This is a genomic window from Vitreimonas sp. (assembly GCF_035627415.1).
Taxonomy (GTDB): Bacteria; Pseudomonadota; Alphaproteobacteria; order Caulobacterales; family Aquidulcibacteraceae; genus Vitreimonas.
The window spans coordinates 27712-48111 of sequence record NZ_DASPLU010000004.1 but is presented as its reverse complement, the minus strand read 5'-3'; the positions used below and the strand labels follow the sequence as shown (position 1 = coordinate 48111).

Here is a 20400-nt window from a genome sequence, read left to right as displayed (position 1 = left end):
CTAGGCCGGCTGCATCGTTGCAGTCGTCTCGCGGGCCGCCTCCTGCGCCTCAGGCGCGGAACGGATCGTCAGCGTGAAGGTCGATCCCTCGCCGGGCGCGCTCTCGGCGGTGACGTCGCCGCCCATCAGACGCGCGATCTCACGGGTGATGGCGAGGCCGAGGCCGGTGCCGCCGTAATTGCGCGTCGTGGAGGAATCCGCCTGAACGAACGGTTCAAACAAGCCAGCGAGCTTTTCGGGCGCGATACCTATGCCGCTGTCGGCCACAGCGAAGGTCACGCGATCGCCATCGACGCGGACGCGCAGCGAAATCTCCCCATCGCTGGTGAACTTCACCGCGTTGGACAGAAGGTTCAACAGACACTGGCCAAGCTTGAAGCCGTCCGCGCGCACCAGCGGCAAACCTTCCGGGCAATCCAGAACGAGCCTGTCGCCGTTGCGTTCGGCTTGCGGCCGCACCGCTTCGACGGCTTCGCGCGCAAGCCGGGCGACGTCCGTCGGCTGCACCTCGAGCTGCATGTGGCCGGCTTCGATTTTCGACAGATCGAGAATCTCGTTGATCAAGTGCAGCAGGCGGCGCGCCGCGATCAGGATGCGATCGTGGTCGGCGATGTCGCCGCCGCGCCCGTCGAGCTCGGCGTCCTCGCGCATCATTTCGCTGTAGCCGATGATGGCGTTGAGCGGCGTGCGCAGTTCGTGGCTCATCGTCGCCAAGAACTGTGACTTGGCGACGCTTGCCGCCTCCGCTTTCGACGAGGCGTCGGCGAGCTGCTCGATGCGTTCGTGATCGCGCTTGTCGCGGGCGGCCAGTGCGCGCGCGAGTTCGCCGATCTCGTCTTCGCGAGTGGCGAGGCTTTCGATGCAAAGCCCCTCGCTCGAGCGCGCTGCGATCGTCAGCCGCCGCGCCGGTTCGACCACCCATCTGTACATGAGGAATGCGAGCAGCAGAACCTGCGCCAGCACCGCGCCGGCGCCGATCAGCAGCACGACGCCCGCGCCTTGGCTGGCGCGTCGTGCGGCCGCCTCTTCAGGCACGAGCGAGAGGAACATCCACTCCGGGCCAGCGATGCGCGCGAACACGACGTAATTGCCGTTGATTACGCCAGGGATGATGCCGCTCTCGGCGCCGGAGGCGCGAATGTAGGCGTTGATGCGGTCTACGCCCAAGCGGTCCGAGAGCGCTTCGGTCTGCTCGCTCACGTCGCCATGCAGCAAGCCGGCATGTGCGGTGAGCGCGCCGTGCCGGTCGAGGATCACGTTACTGGTGCCGGGGAGCGCATTCTGCACGGACGCGCGAAGGCCCTCCGCTAGGGTGATGCTCGATCCCCAGGCGCCGAGCCGGCGCCCATCGACATCGAGCGGCGTGGAGCAACCCGATGAGCGCCGCTCGCCGGTCGGGTCCGACATCAGCCGGCGCAGGCCGGTGCAACGCGTGATCCCGGTCGGGTTCGCGGCCGGCGTCGAGATGACGGCGAACTCCTCGTGTTGAAAGCTGAACGAAGCCGGCGCGTCGCGCCGATAGTAGAGCAGCCGGTCTTCCCGGCTAGGCGCGAACACCACGGCCCTGTCGGTGGGCGTGAAAAAGTAGACGTTGTCGACGCGCGACAGCACCGGGCCGATATCGCGCAGCACAGTGTAGGCGACGTAGAGCTCCATCTTCTCCTGCGGGGTCAGACCGCGCGCGTTCGCGATGAACGCCCCGACGCCGCGCACCGCTTCGCCATCGGCGGCGCGGCCGCCGTCGAACAACAGATCGGCGCTGCGGCGCGTGCCGTCAGCGTGTATCGGAAACAGGCGGTCGAAATAGGAAACTGCGCGATAATCGGCTTCGGCCATGCGCTCGCGGAAGAGCCGCGTCGCCACGCCATGGGCGTCGCTGATGCGATCGTAGACGCCTTCTTCGACCTTCCGCCGCTCCTGCAAATAGGCGAGCGTCGTCTCCAACGCCCCATGCAGCGCGGCGTTGCGGTAGGCGATGAAGGCTGCAACCGAACTCGCCGCCGTCACCAGCGTGGTCGAGATCAGCACCGCCGCGGCGATGCGGCCGGCGAGCGAGCCCCTGAAAACGCGGTCCAGCACAGACGGATGTCCACCCTTGCCCTGGTTATTCCCGAGCAGGGTTTGACAAAAAGGAAACACGACTGCGCTTGCCGAGAGCGCCGGACTGCGGTGTTCATCGGGAGTTAAGGCAGTCAGCCGCCCTGCTTCATCATCTCGCGAGCGATGATGATGCGCTGGATCTCGCTCGTGCCTTCGTAGAGGCGGAAGATGCGGACGTCGCGGTAGAAGCGCTCGATGCCGAAATCCGCGACATAGCCAGAGCCGCCGAAGATCTGCACCGCGCGGTCGGCGACACGCCCGACCATCTCCGAGCAGAACAGCTTCGCCGCCGCCGCATCCATCGTGACATCACCGCCGGCGTCGCGCTTACGGGCCGCCTCCAGCACCATGGCACGGCCGGCGTTCGCCTCAGCGCGGCAATCGGCGAGCATAGCCTGGATCATCTGGAAGCTGGCGATCGGCTGGCCGAACTGCTTACGCTCGGCGGCGTAGCGCACGCTCTCCTCGATCAGCCGCTCGGCGACGCCGACGCACACCGAAGAGATGTGCAGCCGGCCGCGGTCGAGCACTTGCATGGCGACGCGGAAGCCTTGGCCCTCTTCGCCGAGCCGGTTCTCGACCGGCACTTTGACGTTGTCGAAGTTCACATCGTGGATGTGCGCGCCCTGCTGGCCCATCTTCTTCTCGGGCTTGCCGACGGACACGCCCTCGAGATCGCGCGGCACGAGGAACGCGGAAACGCCGCCGCCGCCTTTCACCTCCGGATTGGTGCGCGCCATCACGGTGAACAGCGAGGCGCGCGCAGCGTTGGTGATGTAGCGCTTGGAGCCGTTGAGGACGTAGTGATCGCCCTTGAACTCGGCGCGCGTGCGCACCGAGGCGGAGTCAGATCCCGCTTCAGGCTCGGTCAGCGCGAACGAGGTGACGATCTCGCCCGCGGCGATGCCGGGGAGATATTTCTGCTTCTGCGCCTCGCTGCCGAACATGACGAGGCCCTGGCTGCCGATGCCGACATTGGTGCCGAACGCCGAACGAAAGGCGGGCGATGCGCGGCAGAACTCGAACATGGCGCGGCATTCCGCTTCCATCGAGAGGCCGAGACCGCCGTATTCTTCCGGGATCGACAGCCCGAACAGTCCAAGCTCGCGCATCTCGCGCAGCACGTCTTCGGGGATCGCGTCCTCCTCCGCCACTTTTGCCTCAAGCGGGATCAGCCGCTCATTGACGAAACGGCGGAGTGCGGCGAGCAGTTCGGAGAGGGTTTCGGTATCCATGGCGCCACTTCATTCCGTAAGATCGATTTCGACAACCCTGCCGTCGAGGCAGCCAAGTGGGGTGACCGACATGGCGCCGCCATTGGCCCGCAAATACGACAGCATCTCTCGAAACTGCCGCAGCGCGACGGGATCATCGCGATCGCCGGAGACGTAGCCGTTGCGCTCCACCACCAGAAAAGCGAAACGCTCCGCGCCATTGGAACAGACGCCGCCGTTCAAGAGCGAACTGGGCGCAAGGCCATTGCCGCCGGTGATGTAGATGAGCCGATCGGAGCCGCCCACGGCCCCACCCTCCAGCGTACCGATGCGCGCGCGAGTGTTCGCATCAGTCAAAGCCCAGGCCTGGTCGGGTGTAAGGCCGATCTCGGCGAGCGAGCTTGTCATGGCGTATTGAACGGCCTCCTCGCTGTCGAATACCAGGACTTCAACGAGATCGCCGTCGAACGGGCGCCAAATCGGTCCGTCCGGCTCGTGACCGTTGGCGGCGCGTTCGCGTCTGGATTCTGCCTCGAGTTGTTCGACCATGGCGCGCGGCCGAACCAGCGCCACTACGCGGTCCGCCGATCGAGCGTCGCCCGGCGGGCTGATCGCGAAGCGCACCCAGCGCTCCAGGATGCGGTCGCGTGAGGCTGGATTGGCGCGGTACTCCGCATACGCCTGATCGAAGTTCATGTAGAACTCCGGCAACTCGGCCTCGGTTTCGCGGCGTACGTTGATGCTCAACTCGTCGCGCACTGCAATCTCGGCCTGCGGGTCGATGCGCCGCAACATTTCAATAGCGGCGTCCCGGAACTGCGCCGGCGTCAACAGCGCTTGGGCGAAAGCGGCCGGCGCCGCGGCGAGCGCCAGAGCCAGGGCGATGATGAGCGTGCGAAACATGCGGCCTCAGCAAATCTCTCGAAGCGATCGTGTGTTCAGCCGGTGCGGCGCGCAAGGCGCCACGCGCGTTTGTGCTTGCCGTGGCGTGACGGGCCCGACCGCCGCGTTGGACCGCCGCATGGCCGCGTCGACGTCGGCCTGTTCGAGCCGCCAGAGCCGCGCCACCGGCGTCACGTCCTGCAGGTTGAGCTCCCAAATGCCGAGATAGACGGCTTCGCCTGCGCGCACCTCGAAGCTCGGCCGCTCGGGGCCCTCTATGACGCCGTTGGCCGAATAATCCACGCGCCGGTCACGGATGAGGGCGAACACGCTGTCGAGCGCATAAACGCCCGGCTCGACCTCCGCCATCGTAAACTCGCCCGGCACGCCCCGTACGCGGACGGACTTGCGCATGTGTGTGCGCGCTTCGAACGCGGTGTCGTCGTCGAACGCGGCAAACCCGCCGTCGGCTTCGAGCCTGCGCCACAGCATCGCGTAGCGCGGCTGGGTGTTCGTCGGCGCCTCGGCGACGCCGATGATGACTAAGGCGCGCGGCGACTCGCCGACGCGGAAGCGCTCGTCCTCCGGCGTGGCGCACTGCGCCAACGCCAGCATCGCCAGCATCGCGAACATAAGACGCATCGGCCCCTGCCTTGCCGCCAGGCGCCTAACATGCCAGCACGCCGGGCCGGAGGGAAACCCATGAACGACGGCTTGGGGGCATATGAGGGACCGGTCGAGCTTAAAGACGGCCCGTTCGCCGGTTGGCTCACCTGGAGCGCAGGCGCCGATCCTTACGAAACCGCCATCGGGCCGTTCTGCTTCAAGCTCGAAGACGGCCGCGCGCGCTCGGCCTTCCAGCCGCGCCGCGAACACTTGAACGGCGGCGGCACGATTCACGGCGGCGCCTTGATGAGCTTCGCCGACTTTTCGCTTTTCTCCATCGCTCACAACGTGTTGCGCGGCGCAAAGGCGGTCACGCTGACTTGTAATTGCGAATTCCTATCCGCCGGCGGGCTCGATGGCGCCGTGGAATCCGAAGGCGAAGTGCTGCGCGAGACGCGCTCGCTGATTTTCGTGCGCGGCATTGTCACACAACTTGGCCAGCCGCTGCTTGCATTTTCCGGCGCGCTCAAGAAGATCAGTGCGGCGCCGCGGGGCTGACGCGGACGCTGACGGGGGTCATTCATGCGAACGCCGGAAGCGGCTTTCGACTTGCGCGCCGCGATGTCCGAGGAACTGCGCGCTGCGATCACTGAACTCGACTCTTGTGCGCAGAGCGAAGGCGCCCTGCATCGATGCCGCGTTCATGTGAAACGCGCGCGGGCGCTGGCGCGGGTCGGCCGCGCCTGTGCGCCTGGACTTTCGACTGTGTTCAACGACACCGCGCGCGGCGTCATGCGCACGTTGGGGCACGCGCGCGACATGGGCGCGCTGGCGGAGACGGCGAACAAGATCAGCATGACGGCGCGGGGCAAGACCGCGGCCGCCTTGAAGGCGCTGGCGGACGGGCTCGAAGCGGAGCGCGCGGCCTCCGAAGCGCTCAATGCGGACAGCGCGCGAGCTGGTTTGAAAGACCTGTTGGCGCTGGCGCAAGTCTGGCCGGAAGCGTCGTTGCGGCAGATCCGGCGCGGCGGCGAGCGCATCGCGCGGCGGGCGCGGCGCGCCTATAAAGGCGCGCAATCCGACGCGGAGACGGCGCGCCGCCATGTCTGGCGCAAGCGTGAGAAGGACCGACTTTACGCCGCGGTGCTGCTCGAAGGCGTCTGGCCGGCGCCAGTTAGGCGGAAAGCGGGAGCGAAACTAGGTGACCTGCTCGGACGCGAGCGCAATGCAGCGCTGCTGCTCGAGCGTATCGAAGCCGCCCCGGCCCTGGTCGGCGAGGGCAAGGCGCCGCAACGGGCGGCGAAGGCGCTACGGAAAGCGCATCGCAAGCTGGCGCGGCGCGCCGACGCGCTGGGCGCCGAACTCCACGCCGGCGGCGCCTGATCGCTACTGGAAAAGCTGCGCAGGCAACGCAACCATGATCGCCGCAGGCTAACGTCGGAGAACAGGCGCGCGACCAGCAGCGCGACAGCGGCGAGCCTTCGCGCATTATCCGACGTATATGTCACGCCCGCCCCGCTCTTCCTCCGTGGCGCTGTTTGCGCCGCGCCCTTGGCGCCAGGGCATTCTTGACCCTGGCGGCTGCAAACTTCATCAAACCTTCAGCGTGGCTTGGAGCAGGAAATAATGGGCGCGGACATTCGCTTCGACGGGCAGGTCGTCATCGTCACCGGCGCTGGCGGCGGCCTCGGCCGCAGCCACGCGCTCGAGTTCGCGCGCCGCGGCGCGAAGGTGGTGGTCAACGACCTGGGCGCTGCGGTCGATGGTTCGGGCGGTTCGTCCGCGGCGGCGGAAGCGGTCGTCGCTGAAATCGCAGCGGCGGGCGGCGAAGCCATCGCCGACGGCGCATCGGTCACGAACGATGCAGGCGTTGCCGCAATGGTCGAACGGGCGGTGGCGAAGTGGGGCCGCATCGACGTGCTAATCGCGAATGCCGGCATCCTCCGCGACAAGAGCTTCGCCAAGATGGAGGTGGCGGACTTCGCGTCCGTCGTCGACGTGCACCTGATGGGCACGGTTAAGCCGGTGAAGGCGGTCTGGGAAATCATGCGCAGCCAGAATTACGGGCGCATCGTCGTCACGACGTCGTCGACCGGACTCTACGGCAATTTCGGCCAGAGCAATTACGGCGCGGCCAAGCTGGCGCTGGTCGGCTTCATGAATACGCTGAAGCTCGAAGGCGGCAAGAACGACATCCGCGTCAACGCGATCTCGCCAGTGGCGGCCACGCGGATGACGGACTCGCTGATGCCGCCCGAGATGTTGACTAAGCTCGCCCCCGAGCACGTGACGCCGGGCGTCGTTTATCTCGCGTCGCAAGAAGCTCCCACCGGCGCAATACTGACGGCGGGCGCGGGCGTCTTCGCCTTGGCTCAAATCGTGGAAACCGATGGCGCCTATCTGGGGACCGGCGCGAGCGCCGAGGCCGTGCGCGACAACTGGCGCGAAATCACGGACCCGGCCGGTGGCGAGGCGTACCAGAGCGGCGCCGGTCAGACGCAGAAATTCCTCCGCAAATCAGCAGAATAGGCGCCGCCGGGGACTAATCGTCACTGCCGCTTGCGGGCAACAGGTTGCCGGTTCCGCGCACCAGGCTAGCTGTTTTGGTGTGCCATACCGGCGCTGTTCGTCTAGGAAGCGCGCCTCATGGGGCTCTGGATCCTCTTCGCGCTGCAGCTGGCGGCGACTGGACTCGGCTTCGTCTATCTCTTGCGGCGGCAACGTCAGCTCGAGGGCGACGTCGAGCGGCTGCGGGCCGAGCTCGCCGCCGCCGACAGTCGCGCCGCCGCACCGCGCCGCCGGGCGCAGGGCGCTGTCACCCCGGTCGACGCCGATGTCGTAACGCTGACGCCGCCGCCGTCGGCCCGCGCGGCGCAGGCTTGGCGCTCGCCCGGCGCGCCGCTCCAAGTCGATGCGCCGCAAGCCCTGCCCAGCAAACTGCGCGGCGTGATCCTAGGCGTGGTGGCCGCCGCGCCCGCGCTCGCTTTTCTGTTCGGCGTCACCCAGTCCGCCATCATCGCCAGCGGCCTCGCTGTCGCATTGGCGATGATCCTGCTCGCGCTGCGGTCAGATTGGAGCGCGTCGGCTTGGGCCGGTGTCATCACCGGCGCGGGCTGGGCGCTGGCGGGCTTCGTGCTCGGCGTGGCGCACGCATCACCGGTGGTCTATTCCGTTTTCGTCGCGTTCTGCGGCGTCGCCGGCTTGGCGCACGCACAGCTGCGCCGAGCCGCACCCGGCTCGGCGATGGCTTTGGTCATGGCCAGCATGTCGCTGGCGCTCGCCAGCCAGATCGGAATCATCGGCGCGGCGGGCGCGGCGTTCGGCCTGATCGTCACGGCCGCGGCGATCACGGGCGCGCTGAGCCTGCGGCTCGAGACCTTGCACCTTGCCGCCTTCGGCGCGGCGCTGATCGGGCTCTTTGTCCTGAGCGGCCAGACCGCCGCCGCGATCTGGTTCACGCCGGCGGCGGCGTGGGCGGGGGCGATTTTCCTGGCCATCGCATTCGTGCGCGCGCCCCAACTCGGCCCGCGCGGCGTCGCTATCGCTGGCACCGGCGCGCTTGCGCCGCTTCTCGCGATCGGCGCCCTCCACTATGCCGGCCATGGCCTCGCCGACCGCTTCGCGGCGGCAGGCGCGCTTGTGGCGCTTGCGGCGACGCTGGGCGGGCTGATCGCGCTCGCGGCGCTGCGCCGGCGCGGCGGGCTCGCCGCGCTCAGGGTGACCCTGTGGGTTCTCGCGATCGCCGCCTTCGCCGCGCTCAGCGGCGCAATCCTGCTCGCGCTGCCCGCGCCCTTTGCCGCGCTCGCGTTCGCGGCCGCGGCTCTTGGGCTTTCGCTGCTCAATGCGCGCCTTCCTGACGCCGCGTGGCGGAGCTTCGCCTGCATCGCCGCGCTCGCCGCCGCTGTCTTATCAATCGACGCGGCGCAGCTCCTGCTGAACGAAAGCCCGATTTGGCCGGCTTGGGCTTTGCTCGTCGCCGGCATCGGCGTCCCGGGCCTGCTGCTCGCTTTCGGCGCCGCCTTCGCCGATCGCGCACACGCCCCGTTTACGGCGGGTCTGTTCGAGACGATTGCGTTCGTCGCCGGCGTCTGCGCCGCCAGCCTCGTGCTGCGGCTTTACTTCTCGGCCGGCGCGACGCTGCTTTCGCCGATTGGCTTCGTCGAGGCCGGCGCGCACATCGCCGTGTGGCTGGCCGCCTCGCTCGTGATCGCATCCCGCTCGCGCCGTGGCTCGGCGCATGCGCGTATGGGCGTCGCCACCCTGCTCGGGCTGATGGCGCTCGGCGCGTTGCTGTTCATCGGCGCACTGTGGCTGACGCCGTACTGGAGCGTGCGGGAGGCGGCCGCGGCGAGCGCGCACCACGCGCCGCTTGGATTTCTGGCGCCGGCGATCGTCGCGTTCGCGCACTGGGTGTTCTGGCGCGCGCGGGGGGCGGAGACGCGCACGCGGCTCGCCTTCGGCGCCGGCGCGGCGGGGATCGCCGCTTTCATCGCGCTCGAAGTGCTGCGCGGCGGCGCGCTGCCGGACTGGGCGAGCGCGCTGATCGCGGCGGTTTCGTTCGCGCTTGCGATCGTCGTCAACTTCGCCCCAGGCGTCGTCGGCCACGGGCCCCGCGGCTCATACGGCGAGAAATATCTCCATCGAAATCGGCGCCGCCAGCAACGCGCTTAGGCGCGGCATTGCTTTGGCCATGTGCAGCGTGTCGGCGTGGCGCTCGAACGCTTCCATGCTGGTGAATTGCGCGTGCATCGCGAAGTGATTGCGCGAGCCGATCATGCGGGTGACGACGTAGGAGTCGCAGCCGACTTCGACGTCGCGGACCTGATACGCGAAGTCGCGCATCAGCGTCTCGAACTCTTCATCCGATCCCGGACGCGTCTCGGCCTTCAACACGGCGCAGATGCTGCGCGCATCCGAGCGCGAGAGACGATAACTGCTTGGGTCAGCCCAATCCATGCGAACACGCGCACCGCCCCCCGGCGGCTCCCTCAACCCCACCTTCATGATGTTAGGCGCCAAGCCGGGCGCTCCGCAACAGAAGGACTCAGCTGCCCCAGCAGGCGAAGGCGACTTCGCGCATCTTCTGCGCGCTGCCGGCGAGATAAGTGTTGGTGCGGCCGTTGACGGTGACCGAGAGACGATCGTTCGGCTGCACGCCGGCGAGGATCGGCGGGCGCTGGGGCAGATTGATGGTGACGGCCTGGTTGCGCCCGCGGCCGCTGGTTGCGGCGGGAACGTTGACCGTGAGCTGGCCGATGCCGACAGCAGCAGTGCTGGCGCGGCGGCCCTGGCGGCCGAATGTGAAGTCGCTGATGACGATATCGCCTTCGGGCGGACGGCAGGTGATGGTGGCGGTGACGCGGCCGCGTTCATCGCGCTGGGTCGCGGTGGCGACGCCATCGGCGGTGAACTCGTAGCGCCAGCCTTCTTCGCTTTGCGCCGAGCTGACGCCTGGCGCACCGAGCGCCAATGCGCACACACAGGCCGCGAACAGTTTCCGCATCAGGTGGTCTCCCGTCCCGCTGGTTCGTCCAAGGAGCGGCTCTTTAGCACGCCCTTTGCGGCCTCCGCGACGGCATAACGCCGTTGATGTTCGGTAATCATCAGCGGAGCAGCGGCTGACCTTGTTCCAGTTCCAGCAGGAGCTGCTTGCGCTCCATGCCGCCGCCATAGCCGGTGAGGCTGCCATTGGCGCCGATGACGCGATGGCAGGGGATGACGATGGCGATCGGGTTCCTGCCGTTGGCGAGGCCGACGGCGCGCGAAGCCTGTGGAGAACCGATCGCCGCCGCCTGCTGGCCGTAGCTGCGCGTCGCCCCATACGGGATGGCGAGCAACGCCTGCCAGACGCGCTGCTGGAACGGCGTGCCCTTGGGCGCGAGCGGCAGATCGAACGCGCGCAGCTTGCCGGCGAAGTAAGCGTCGAGCTGGCGGCGAGTTTTGTCGAGGACGGCGTCGGCGCCTGCGGGCGCAGGCGCGTACGGATAGCGCGGGTTCTCGAACTGCAAGTCAGTGAGCGCCGCGCCGTTCGAAATCAACGTGAGCGGGCCGCAGGGGCTTTCGTACACGGTGCTAATGCTCATGGCCGCAGTCCTTTCTTGGCGGCGCGACGCCAGAGCCGGATCGCGGCGTAGGCGCGCCAGGGTTTCAGATGCTCGAGCGTCTCGCCTTTGCGGCCGAGCGCGTTGATGAGGGCGATGTCGCTCGCGGGATAGGCGTCAGGATCGCCGAGCGCGCGCAGCGCGATGTATTCAACGGTCCAGGGGCCGATGCCGGGAATGGTCGAAAGCGCCGCTCTGCCCGCTGCGATGGCGCCGCGCGCGAGCGGGAGCCTGCCTTCGCTGGAAGCGACGGCGAGATGATGCAACGTCTCCGCGCGCTTCTTCGGCAATCCGATCTTGGCGATTGCGTCTGCGCCCGCGTTCGCGAGCGCGCTCGCATCCGGAAAAGCGTGCGTGAGTTCGCCGCCATTTGCGGGCTGGAAACCGGGGGTGCGCGCGCCGAACCGCTCGACGAGCCGTTCCGTGAGCGTGCGCGCGCCGATGACGGTGACTTGCTGGCCGAGCACGGCGCGGATCGCGGTTTCAAAGCCGTCGAGCGCGCCGGGGACGCGCACGCCGGGCTCGCGTTTCACATCGCCGGCGAATTCGGGATCAGCCGCCAAGTGCGCATCGACGGCGGTCATTTCCGCATCGAGATCGAAGGCGCCGCGCACGTTGGCGACGAGCGGGCGCAAGTGCGGCGCGAGGTTTTCCGAAAGCGTCAGTGCGAGGCCCTTCGGGCCCATGCCGATTTCGAGCCAGCCCAGCGCATCGCCCCATTTCAGCGCGCGCGCATAGGTTTTCGCGCCGCCGATCTCGACGCCGGGCAGCGCACGCAGACTCAAGAATTGCAGGATCGGCGCGATGTTGTAGTCGCCGCGCGGCGAGAGGCTGACGGTGAAGGTCTCGCCGCGTTCGATGCTCTTGCGGCCGCGCATCTTCGAGGGCGGCGCTCCGTAGCGGTCCTTCATCGTCGCGTTGAAGCGGCGCAAGGAACGGAAGCCGGAGGCGAAGGCGATCTCGGTGATCGGCAACGCAGTTTCGTTGAGCAGGCGCCGCGCGGCGAGCAGACGGCCGGTTTGCGCAATGTCGATCGGGCTTGCGCCGAACTGCGCGTTCATCACCCGGCGCAGATGGCGCGAGGTGACGCCGAGCTCTTCGGCCAGGGCTTCGAGCCCCTGCTCTTCGAGCGCACCGGCTTCAATGCGGGCGTACGCGGCGGCGGCGAGGCGCGCGGGCGCGTCGATCGGCGCAAGACCGGGCGCGCGCTCGGGGCGGCAGAGCAGACATGGGCGAAAGCCAGCGGCTTCGGCGGCGGCGGCGCTCGGCCAAAAAGTGCGGTTCTGCTTTTTCGGCGTGCGCGCCGGGCAGATGCAGCGGCAATAGATGCCCGTCGAGGTGACGCCGATATAGAACCGGCCGTCGAAGCGGCGGTCCTTGGCGTCGCACGCGGCGTGGCAGGTGTCTGCGTCGAGCATGAGGGCAATATGGGCCTTTCGGTGGTTAGCGTCTCGCCGGATTCGGACATGTTTAGGCAGTAGGCAGTCGGCAGTAGGCAATAGGCGCGTTGGCGCGCCGGCAGACGCCGGTGCTCAAAATTCCTACTGCCTACTGCCCACTGCCTACTGCCCCTAATGAGAGGCGGGGCGCGTCGGACGCGCTGGGGTAGTGCCTAGTGTGCGCTGCTCGATCGCTCGAGCAACGCTGCGCGTCGAACGCGCCCCGTTACGGTCTGTGCTCGCCGGCGCCGTCGCGGGAGGTGTATTCACTCCTGGAGGCGGCTCGGCCGGCGGCGTGTGTCGCCTTCTCCGAAGAAGACGCAGGCCCCGGCGGTTATGACCCCGCCGGCTTCAGGCTTCGCTTTCGCAAAGCCTCACGCTCGACCGCAGCCCTCACATTTCAAAGCTTCGGAGCTCTTCGAAATCCTCTCGTGTGAAAGCGAGGGCATTATAGCTCCGTTTCGGCGCGGTCGGATTGATTTTGGCGCGAGCGTTGGTTGCATTGGAATTTTGCGCGAAAACATGGGGGATAGAGCGCGCCTCTATCCCCGTCATCCTGGGGCTCAGCGAAGCTGAGAGCCCAGGATCCAGGGGCCAACACCGCAGCGGTCGCCCCTGGATCCTGGGCTCGCGCTACGCGCGCCCCAGGATGACGGATGAGGCTGCGGCTACTGCGGTACGCTGAGGCAGATGATCAAGCCGCCGCGCTCAACGCCGTGTAGCGCTTCAGGTGCGAGTCGACGTTGCCGAAGGTGGCGTCGAGTGGCGTTTCGCCGTCCGAGGAAAATGCCGGGTCCTCACCGGCGGCTTGACAGGCGGCGCCAACGAAGTAGATAATTAGGCAATTAGTTAAATGCTCAGATGACCGACACCATTTTCGACGCGCTTGCCTCCACGCCGAGGCGGAAGATCCTGGCCTATTTGGCTGAGGCAGAACTTACTGCGGGCGAGATCGCGGCGCGCTTCTCCATGAGCAAGCCGGCCATATCCAAGCACCTGTCGGTGCTGGAAAACGCTGGGCTGATCCGCGGCGAGAAGCGCGGTCAGTTCGTGCACTACGCGCTCGTGCGCGAAAGCTTAGTCAACACGCTGAACGGCTTCGTGCAGGAAGTCTGCCCGGTGTCACGACCGCTGAAGCGCGAAAGCAAGAAGCTCAAGGGCGCGCGCGGCTGAAGGAAGACGGCGATGGATTGGCGGCTGGGATCTGAGCGCATCATCGCCGATGAAAAGACGGACGCCAGCCTCGGGCAGGTGAGGTGGAGCCCGGTCAAATCGATCTGGATCGGTTCGATGACGACGGCCGCCCTTCTCATTGGGCCGTTCGTTTTCAGCTGGAGCGCGCTTGCAGTGTTTGTCCTGCTGAGCGCCGTTACGCTCTGCACTGGACACTCCGTCGGCATGCACCGGCGCCTGATCCACAACAGTTTCGAATGTCCGCTGTGGTTCGAATACGCGCTTGTCTATTCGGGCGTGCTCGTCGGCATGGCTGGGCCATTCGGCCTGATGCGCCAGCACGATCTGCGCGATTGGGCGCAGCGTCAGTCCCGTTGCCACGATTATCTCAAACACGGCCGCGGCATTGTCACGGACGGATGGTGGCAGCTTCACTGCGATTTGAAACTCGATCATCCGCCGCGCTTTCAGCCCGAGCGGCGCATCGCCGAAGATTCCGTCTACCGGTGGATGGAGCGAACTTGGATGTGGCAGCAATTGCCGATCGCCCTCGTTCTGTTCGCCTTCGGCGGCTGGAGTTGGGTGGTTTGGGGCGTTGCGGCGCGCGTGGCTGCGTGCGTGACCGGACATTGGTTGATCGGCTATTTCGCCCACAATGAAGGGCCGATGCGCTGGCGCGTGAACGGCGCCGGCGTTCAAGGCCGCGATGTGCCGATCGCTGCGCTGCTTTCAATGGGCGAAAGCTGGCACAACAATCACCACGCCTTCCCGGGCTCAGCGCGCATAGGCTTATCGGAAGATCAACCTGATCCGGGTTGGTGGTTCATCCTGTTGCTGCAGAGGCTCGGCCTCGCATGGGATATCAAGACCCCGGCGAGCCTGGCGCATCGTGAAGCGCTTGTGCGTTTGCCAAACGATGAAGGCGGTTGCCCGGCGTGCCGCGTGGCGATGCGCGCGTGGCGGCGATGGAAGGCTGCGGCCGCGCGCGCCGATTATCGGTTCGCGGGGGCGCGGGCGAGTGTGCGGGCAGCGGAGCGGGTGAGCTTTTGAATGGCGGCCCGCAGTGCTGGTCCTGCTGCACCGCGGCGGCTGAACGCCCCTCACCTCCTGCCCCCTCTCCGCAAGGGAGAGGGGGAAACGCGCCAAGGGTTAGGCGGCGGCGCTCAACGCCGTGTAGCGCTTCAGGTGCGAGTCGACGTTGCCGAAGGTGGCGTCGAGCATGGTGACGCGCTTGAAATAGTGGCCGACGCGCATTTCGTCGGTGACGCCCATGCCGCCGTGGATTTGGACAGCGGCTTGGCCGACGAAGCGGGAATGCTTGCCGATCGAGACTTTGGCGGCGGAGACGGCGCGGGCGCGTTCTTCGTTGCTTTCGCCGAGCTTGATGGTGGCCCGCAGCGCCATCGAGTAGCTCTCTTCAGTCGCCATGAACATGTCGACCATGCGGTGCTGCAACACTTGGAAGTCGGCGATGGCTTTGCCGAATTGCTTGCGCGTCTTGGCGTATTCGCGCGTCAGGTCCGACATCATGCGCATGCAGCCGACAGCTTCGCTGCAATACGCGGCGTTGGCTTCATCGACGATGCGTTCGATCAGCGAGAGCGCGTTGTCGACCTCGCCGATCAGGTTGGCTGCGCCGACGCTGACGTTTTCGAGATAGACTTCCGCTGCACGTGTGCCGTCCATGGTCGGATAATCGCGGGTGGAGACGCCGTTCGCGCTTTTCGGCACGAGGAAGAGCGAAATACCCTTCTCGTCGCGCTGGGCGCCGGCGGTGCGAGCGCTGATCAGGAGATGATCGGCTTGCGGCGCGCCGAGGACGACGGCCTTGTGGCCGTTGAGGACCCAGCCCGCGCCGTCCTTCTTGGCGCTGGTCGCGACATCGTGCAGCGTCCAGCGGCTTTTCGGTTCGGCTTGGGCGAAGGCGATGACGCGCTCGCCGGAGGCAATGGCGGTGAGGTGTTCGTCCTTCTGTGCGGCATTGCCGGCGTATTTGAGCGCGCCGGCGCCGAGGACGACGGTGGGCACGTAAGGCTCGACGATCAGCGCCTTGCCGAACTCTTCGGTGACGACGCTGATGTCGATGGCGCCGCCGCCGAGGCCGCCGAAATCTTCCGGCAAGGGCGCTGCGAGCAGGCCGAGTTCAGCGAACGCGGCCCAATTGGTTTTCCAGGCGTCTTCGTGCGACAGCGCTTCGCGGCGCTTGTCGAAATCGTACTGCCCAGCCGCCCACTTCGCGATCGAGTCGCGGAGCATGTTTTGTTCGTCGGTGTAATCGAAGTTCATTGGAGATCTTCCTAGGATTTTCGGGCGCTTCGCAGTTGCATCGCCAATATCTCCGCCAACGCAAGCGACAGCAGAGCCAGCCCAGCGGCAGGAACAACCTGCAACGCGATGTCTGCGGGAGTGGGCACGTAGGCCAACTCGCCAGGTTCAAGCGAGGCGCTTGCGTTGTCGTAAATCACGACGGCGCGGACGGCGCTGAACGCCGCGAGCGCCAAGACGATCGCAGCGGCAGCGCGCAATGCCCATACAAGGGTAGCGCGATAGATCGCCATCAAAGCCCCAGCACCATCTTGGCGATGATGTTGCGTTGGATTTCGTTGGAGCCGCCGTAGATCGAGGCTTTGCGCCAGTTGAAATAGATCGGCGCGGCGTGGCTCGAATAGTCCGGGCCAACCGGGAATTCGTTCGAGCCGAGGCCGCGCGGGAAAGGCTGCGCGTAATTGCCGACGGCTTCGAGCGTAAGTTCGGTCAAGCGCTGCTGGATTTCGGTGCCTTTGATCTTGAGCAGCGAGCTTTCCGGACCGGGGCCCTTGCCGGCTTGCTCACGCGCGAGCGTCCGGAGTTCGGTCATCTCAAGTGCGGAGAGATCGATCTCGAGTTCGCTGAGCTTGCGCTGGAAGTCTTCGTCTTCGATCAGCGGTTTGCCGTCGTCGCCGATCTCGGCTTTGGCGATAGCTTTGAGGCGCTCGACATTGCGCTTGGAGCGGGCGACGCCGGCGATGCCGGCGCGTTCGTGCGCGAGCAGGAATTTGGCGCAGGTCCAGCCCTTGTTTTCCTCGTAGATGCGCTGATCGACCGGCACCTTCACGTTTTCGAGGAAAACGTCGTTCACTTCATAGCCGCCATCGAGCAACTTGATCGGGCGCACGGTGACGCCGGGCGACTTCATGTCGATCAAGAGAAAGCTGATGCCCTCTTGCGGCTTGGCGCTCGGATCGGTGCGGACGAGGAAGAAGCCCCAATCGGCGTGCTGGCCGAGCGTGGTCCAGGTTTTCTGGCCGTTGACGATGTAATGATCGCCTTCGCGCACGGCGCGGGTTTTGAGCGAGGCGAGATCGGAGCCGGCGCCGGGTTCGCTGTAGCCTTGCGCCCACCAGACTTCGCCCGAGAGAATGCCAGGCAGATAACGTTGCTTCTGCTCAGGCGTGCCGAACGTGTAGATGACGGGGCCGACCATGGAGACGCCGAACGGGAGCGGCGGAATGGTTTCGGCGCGCGCGTTTTCTTCGAGCCAAATGTAACGCTGCGTCGCGGTCCAGCCGGTGCCGCCGTATTCCTTGGGCCAAGCAGGCGCGGACCAGCCTTTCTTGCCAAGGATCTTGTGCCAAGCGAGGAAGTCCTCCTTCGAGAGGTCTTCGCGCAGCACCTTGCCCTTCAAGTGCTTCGGATAATTCTGTTCGATGAAAGCGCGGACTTCGTCGCGAAACGCGAGCTCTTCCGCGGAGAAATTGAGATCCATATGGCCGGCCCGTTGACGCGCGCGGAAAGCGCGCGCGTTGCGCGCCGACTATAGAGCGCCGCGTGGGCCTATCAACTCGGCGTCGGGAATGCGCTTGCCGCTGCGGCGCCGTTCGGCGAACGAACGCGCGGCTTCGGCGGCTTGACGCTCGGCGGCCTGCGTCTCCGTCGTCGGCGCGCGCGCGGCGGGACGGTTGGTCGGCGTCGCTTGCGGCGCGGAGCCGCCGGGCGCGCCGGAATCGATGCGCACCTGCGGCACGCGCCGATCCTCGACCTGGCACGGCAGGTCGGTCTCAGTGGCGAAGGCGAACGGCGCGGACATGGCCGTAAAGGCGCTCGCTAGGATCAGGACCTTCATCTCACTCCCCTCCGCGCGCGCCTCACAGAAGGCGACGCGCTCAAGCATCCCTTCTTACGCCGCGTCAGCCGCAGCTTCGGCCGCGAATTGCGGACCGGCGCACGCCGCTGACGCTAGCATAGACCCATCCGCGCCAGATTCGCTGATCACAGCTTGGCGAGCGATGGCGCGGGCCTCGGCTTGGGCCTGGGCGGCAGTCTCGGCCGGTTGGCGGCGGGCTTCGGCGTTGAGCTGCATCTTGACCGCGCCGAGTTCGGCGCCGGGCTGCGCGGCGGCTTCATAGGCGGTGCAGCGCACGGCGCTCAGAAACTGATCGCCCGACATTTGCGGGCCAGTCGCGCTCAGGGCCATGGGGACGGCCACGATCGCGGCGGCGCCGGTGGCGAATACAGCGAAACGCATGGGACTTTCCCTCCAAGTCAGCACCTTTGCCTGACCCGTGTTGGAGATGCCGCGCCCCGCTGAGGCGGATGCATCCTTGCCGCGAATTCAGACTGATATCGATATACGATAAGGCGTATCGAGAGTCAATGTGAATTTATCGAAATTCGATACAGGCGCGGTGGCGGGCGATTGCGGGCCGGATTTCAGGGCCTTAGCTGAGGGGCCATGAGCCAGCCGATCTCCACGCCCTGCATCAAGGTCTGCGCCGTGAGCGGCGAGACGGGTCTGTGCATCGGCTGCGGGCGGACGCTGAACGAGATCGCGCGCTGGGGCGCCCTCTCGGAAGACGAGCGGCGCGCGATCATGGCGGCGCTGCCGGAGCGGCTGGCGGCGAAGGCGCGCTAGAACGCGGCTTCGCGCAGCATGTTGAGCGCGACCAGCGCCAGGAAGACGGCGAAGGCGCGCTTCAAGGCCAGTTGCGGCAAGCGGTGCGCGAGCCGGGCGCCGAGCGGGGCGGTGAGCGCGGTAAGCGCGGCCAGCACGACAAAGCCCGGCAGGCTGACGAAGCCGAGCGACCAGGGCGGCAGCCCTTCCCTGCCCCAGCCCATGGCGACGTAGCCGAGCGCGGCCGGCAGCGCGATGGCGGCGCCGAAGCCGGAGGCGGTCGCCACCGCCTGGTGAATCGGGCGCCCGCCGAGCGTCATCACCGTGACACCGAAGGCGCCGCCGCCGATGCCCATCATCGCCGACAAGAGCCCGATGCCGCCGGCGGTCAGCGCGCGCCACAGCCCGTGCGGCAAGTCGCGGAAGACGCGCCAGTTGGGCGAAGAGAACGCCATCTGCAGCGCGATCAGCAAGAGCCCGGCGCCGAAGACGATCAGCAGCACTTCGTTGTCGACCAATCCGGCGACGCCGGCGCCGATGAGCGCGCCGAGCGTGATCCACGGGCCCCATTTGCGCAGCACGTCATAGTCGACCGCGCCCGCCTTGGTGTGCGCGGCGAGCGAGCGCCAGGAGGTGGAGACGATGGTCGAGAGCGAGGTGCCGACGGCGACGTGCATGCGCACGGCTTCGTCGACGCCGAGCGCGGTGAAGACGAAATAGAGCGCCGGCACGACGACGGCGCCGCCGCCGATGCCGAACAGGCCGCCGGCGAAGCCCGCGGCGAGGCCGGCGCCGGTCAAAGCTGCAATGAACCAGAGAATCTCGCCGCTCATGCCGCATCTGCGGCGGGTCGCGCGATCTCGGCAAGAGCAGCGCGAACGACGCTCGCATCGGCCCCGGAGCGGACGGCTTGGGTCGACAGCACGCGGCGCCAGGCGCGCCCGCCCGGCACGCCGTTGAAGAGGCCCAGCATGTGCCGCGTCATGGCGTGGAGCGGGACGCCCTCGCCGAGCCGCGCTTCGATGTAGGGGATGTGCGCTTCGACGGCGGCGATCGCGTTCGGGGCCGGGTTGGGCGCGGCGAAGATGCGGGCGTCGACGTCGAGAAGAATGGCGGGCGATTGGTAGGCGGCGCGGCCGAGCATGACGCCGTCGAGCCCTGCGCTTTCCGCCATGGCGTGATCGAGGTCGCGCAGGCCGCCATTGAGGACGATCTCGAGTTCGCGGCGCTCGCGCTTCAGCGTGCGCACGAGCTCGTAGTCGAGCGGCGGCACGTCACGGTTCTCCTTCGGCGAGAGGCCTTTCAGCCACGCTTTGCGCGCATGCACGGTGAAGCTGCGGCAGCCGGCGGCTGCGCAGGCGTCGACCAGCGCGAACAGCGCCGCGCGCGGCTCCTGCTCGTCGACGCCGATGCGGGATTTTATCGTCACTTCGACGTCGGGCGCGGCGGTCTGCGCCGCTGACCAGAGTTCGGCCACCAGCGCCGGCTCCTGCATCAGGCAAGCGCCGAAGCGGCCTGACTGCACCCGGTCGGACGGGCAGCCGATGTTCAGGTTGATCTCGTCGTAGCCGAAGCTGGCGCCGATGCGCGCGGCTTCGGCGATCTTGGCCGGATCGCTGCCGCCGAGCTGCAAAGCGACGGGGTGTTCGGTTTCCGAGAAGCCGAGCAGACGCGCGCGGTCGCCGTGGATGATGGCGTCGGCGGTGATCATCTCGGTGTAGAGCAGCGCCCGCTTCGTCAGCGCGCGATGGAAGGCGCGGCAGTGGCGGTCCGTCCAATCCATCATCGGGGCAATCGAAAACTTGCGGGAGAGACCTTGCGGCATTGGTGCTTCATCTCGCTGCGGGCGGCGGGGCCCGCGCATCTGCTCTATCGCTGGCGTTCCTGTCCCGCCCCATTGCACGGATCGGGCGATCGCGAAAGGGATGAGACGAAGCGCCTGCAGCAAAGCCGCACCACCACTCACCAGCGCCGCTTGACTCTCGGACGCTCGTCCTACATCATTTGGACACCCG

Annotated in this window: 22 protein-coding genes; 7 read left to right on the top strand and 15 right to left on the bottom strand. The window is 67.0% G+C overall.

Translation table 11 applies throughout. The features are described from left to right. The 4 genes from VEA80_RS01410 to VEA80_RS01395 all read right to left on the bottom strand — a co-directional run bounded on the left by VEA80_RS01410 (nt 1) and on the right by VEA80_RS01395 (nt 4838). Nucleotides 1-2079: a HAMP domain-containing sensor histidine kinase gene (locus VEA80_RS01410; RefSeq protein ID WP_325058897.1), complete on the bottom strand. Its 2079-nt coding sequence runs from the start codon at nt 2077-2079 to the stop codon at nt 1-3. A gap of 113 nt (nt 2080-2192) precedes the next feature. Next, on the bottom strand, nt 2193-3335 hold the full coding sequence (locus VEA80_RS01405) for an acyl-CoA dehydrogenase family protein (RefSeq protein WP_325058896.1): 1143 nt from the start codon (nt 3333-3335) through the stop codon (nt 2193-2195). 9 nt (nt 3336-3344) lie between these two features. After that, complete coding sequence (locus VEA80_RS01400) at nt 3345-4217, bottom strand: hypothetical protein (protein ID WP_325058895.1); 873 nt, start codon at nt 4215-4217, stop codon at nt 3345-3347. 6 nt (nt 4218-4223) lie between these two features. Continuing rightward, nucleotides 4224-4838 (bottom strand): hypothetical protein, encoded by a 615-nt coding sequence (locus tag VEA80_RS01395; protein ID WP_325058894.1) that lies wholly within the window; start codon nt 4836-4838, stop codon nt 4224-4226. A 60-nt stretch (nt 4839-4898) separates the two neighbouring features. On the opposite strand from VEA80_RS01395, the gene VEA80_RS01390 reads away from it, so the two are divergent. The 4 genes from VEA80_RS01390 (at nt 4899) to VEA80_RS01375 (ending at nt 9473) form a co-directional block, all read left to right on the top strand. Further along, on the top strand, nt 4899-5360 hold the full coding sequence (locus VEA80_RS01390) for a PaaI family thioesterase (RefSeq protein WP_325058893.1): 462 nt from the start codon (nt 4899-4901) through the stop codon (nt 5358-5360). Between the two features lie 24 nt (nt 5361-5384). After that, nucleotides 5385-6185, top strand: coding sequence for a CHAD domain-containing protein (locus tag VEA80_RS01385; protein ID WP_325058892.1), 801 nt, complete (start codon nt 5385-5387; stop codon nt 6183-6185). Nucleotides 6186-6428: 243 nt separating this feature from the next. Next, nucleotides 6429-7331, top strand: a complete 903-nt coding sequence (locus VEA80_RS01380; protein ID WP_325058891.1) for an SDR family NAD(P)-dependent oxidoreductase — start codon at nt 6429-6431, stop codon at nt 7329-7331. Between the two features lie 117 nt (nt 7332-7448). Further along, a complete protein-coding gene (locus tag VEA80_RS01375; protein WP_325058890.1) occupies nt 7449-9473 on the top strand; it encodes a hypothetical protein in 2025 nt (674 codons plus the stop codon). On the opposite strand, the gene VEA80_RS01370 is transcribed toward VEA80_RS01375, so the two are convergent. From VEA80_RS01370 to VEA80_RS01355, 4 genes are all read right to left on the bottom strand, one after another. Continuing rightward, nucleotides 9420-9758, bottom strand: coding sequence for a putative quinol monooxygenase (locus VEA80_RS01370; RefSeq protein WP_325058889.1), 339 nt, complete (start codon nt 9756-9758; stop codon nt 9420-9422). The two genes, VEA80_RS01375 and VEA80_RS01370, sit on opposite strands and share 54 nt — an antisense overlap. A gap of 88 nt (nt 9759-9846) precedes the next feature. Then, nucleotides 9847-10305 (bottom strand): hypothetical protein, encoded by a 459-nt coding sequence (locus tag VEA80_RS01365; RefSeq protein ID WP_325058888.1) that lies wholly within the window; start codon nt 10303-10305, stop codon nt 9847-9849. A gap of 100 nt (nt 10306-10405) precedes the next feature. Next, on the bottom strand, nt 10406-10885 hold the full coding sequence (locus tag VEA80_RS01360) for a methylated-DNA--[protein]-cysteine S-methyltransferase (protein ID WP_325058887.1): 480 nt from the start codon (nt 10883-10885) through the stop codon (nt 10406-10408). Next, a complete protein-coding gene (locus tag VEA80_RS01355; RefSeq protein ID WP_325058886.1) occupies nt 10882-12321 on the bottom strand; it encodes an AlkA N-terminal domain-containing protein in 1440 nt (479 codons plus the stop codon). The genes VEA80_RS01360 and VEA80_RS01355 overlap by 4 nt, the downstream gene beginning before the upstream one ends. Before the next feature lie 882 nt (nt 12322-13203). Between VEA80_RS01355 and VEA80_RS01350 the strand changes: the two genes are divergently transcribed. Further along, nucleotides 13204-13515, top strand: coding sequence for a metalloregulator ArsR/SmtB family transcription factor (locus VEA80_RS01350; protein ID WP_325058885.1), 312 nt, complete (start codon nt 13204-13206; stop codon nt 13513-13515). 12 nt (nt 13516-13527) lie between these two features. Beyond that, on the top strand, nt 13528-14565 hold the full coding sequence (locus tag VEA80_RS01345; RefSeq protein WP_325058884.1) for an acyl-CoA desaturase: 1038 nt from the start codon (nt 13528-13530) through the stop codon (nt 14563-14565). Nucleotides 14566-14664: 99 nt separating this feature from the next. Here the strand turns inward: VEA80_RS01345 and VEA80_RS01340 are convergent, their stop codons facing one another. The 5 genes from VEA80_RS01340 to VEA80_RS01320 are packed head-to-tail and all read right to left on the bottom strand — an operon-like array spanning nt 14665 to nt 18019. Further along, entirely contained in the window at nt 14665-15801 is a 1137-nt protein-coding gene (locus VEA80_RS01340; RefSeq protein WP_325058883.1) for an acyl-CoA dehydrogenase family protein, read from the bottom strand. A gap of 11 nt (nt 15802-15812) precedes the next feature. Next, nucleotides 15813-16073, bottom strand: a complete 261-nt coding sequence (locus VEA80_RS01335; protein ID WP_325058882.1) for a hypothetical protein — start codon at nt 16071-16073, stop codon at nt 15813-15815. Next, nucleotides 16073-17260, bottom strand: a complete 1188-nt coding sequence (locus tag VEA80_RS01330; RefSeq protein ID WP_325058881.1) for an acyl-CoA dehydrogenase family protein — start codon at nt 17258-17260, stop codon at nt 16073-16075. Before VEA80_RS01330 ends, VEA80_RS01335 begins: the two co-directional genes overlap by 1 nt. A gap of 48 nt (nt 17261-17308) precedes the next feature. Beyond that, a complete protein-coding gene (locus VEA80_RS01325; protein WP_325058880.1) occupies nt 17309-17617 on the bottom strand; it encodes a hypothetical protein in 309 nt (102 codons plus the stop codon). A gap of 54 nt (nt 17618-17671) precedes the next feature. Continuing rightward, the gene (locus VEA80_RS01320) at nt 17672-18019 is read right to left on the bottom strand and encodes a hypothetical protein (RefSeq protein ID WP_325058879.1); all 348 of its coding nucleotides are present in this window, start codon (nt 18017-18019) and stop codon (nt 17672-17674) included. Nucleotides 18020-18226: 207 nt separating this feature from the next. On the opposite strand from VEA80_RS01320, the gene VEA80_RS01315 reads away from it, so the two are divergent. Next, complete coding sequence (locus VEA80_RS01315) at nt 18227-18406, top strand: DUF1289 domain-containing protein (RefSeq protein ID WP_325058878.1); 180 nt, start codon at nt 18227-18229, stop codon at nt 18404-18406. On the opposite strand, the gene VEA80_RS01310 is transcribed toward VEA80_RS01315, so the two are convergent. Further along, the gene (locus VEA80_RS01310) at nt 18403-19218 is read right to left on the bottom strand and encodes a sulfite exporter TauE/SafE family protein (protein WP_325058877.1); all 816 of its coding nucleotides are present in this window, start codon (nt 19216-19218) and stop codon (nt 18403-18405) included. The two genes, VEA80_RS01315 and VEA80_RS01310, sit on opposite strands and share 4 nt — an antisense overlap. After that, entirely contained in the window at nt 19215-20210 is a 996-nt protein-coding gene (dusA, locus tag VEA80_RS01305; protein WP_325058876.1) for a tRNA dihydrouridine(20/20a) synthase DusA, read from the bottom strand. The genes VEA80_RS01310 and dusA overlap by 4 nt, the downstream gene beginning before the upstream one ends. Nucleotides 20211-20400: the final 190 nt, after the last annotated feature.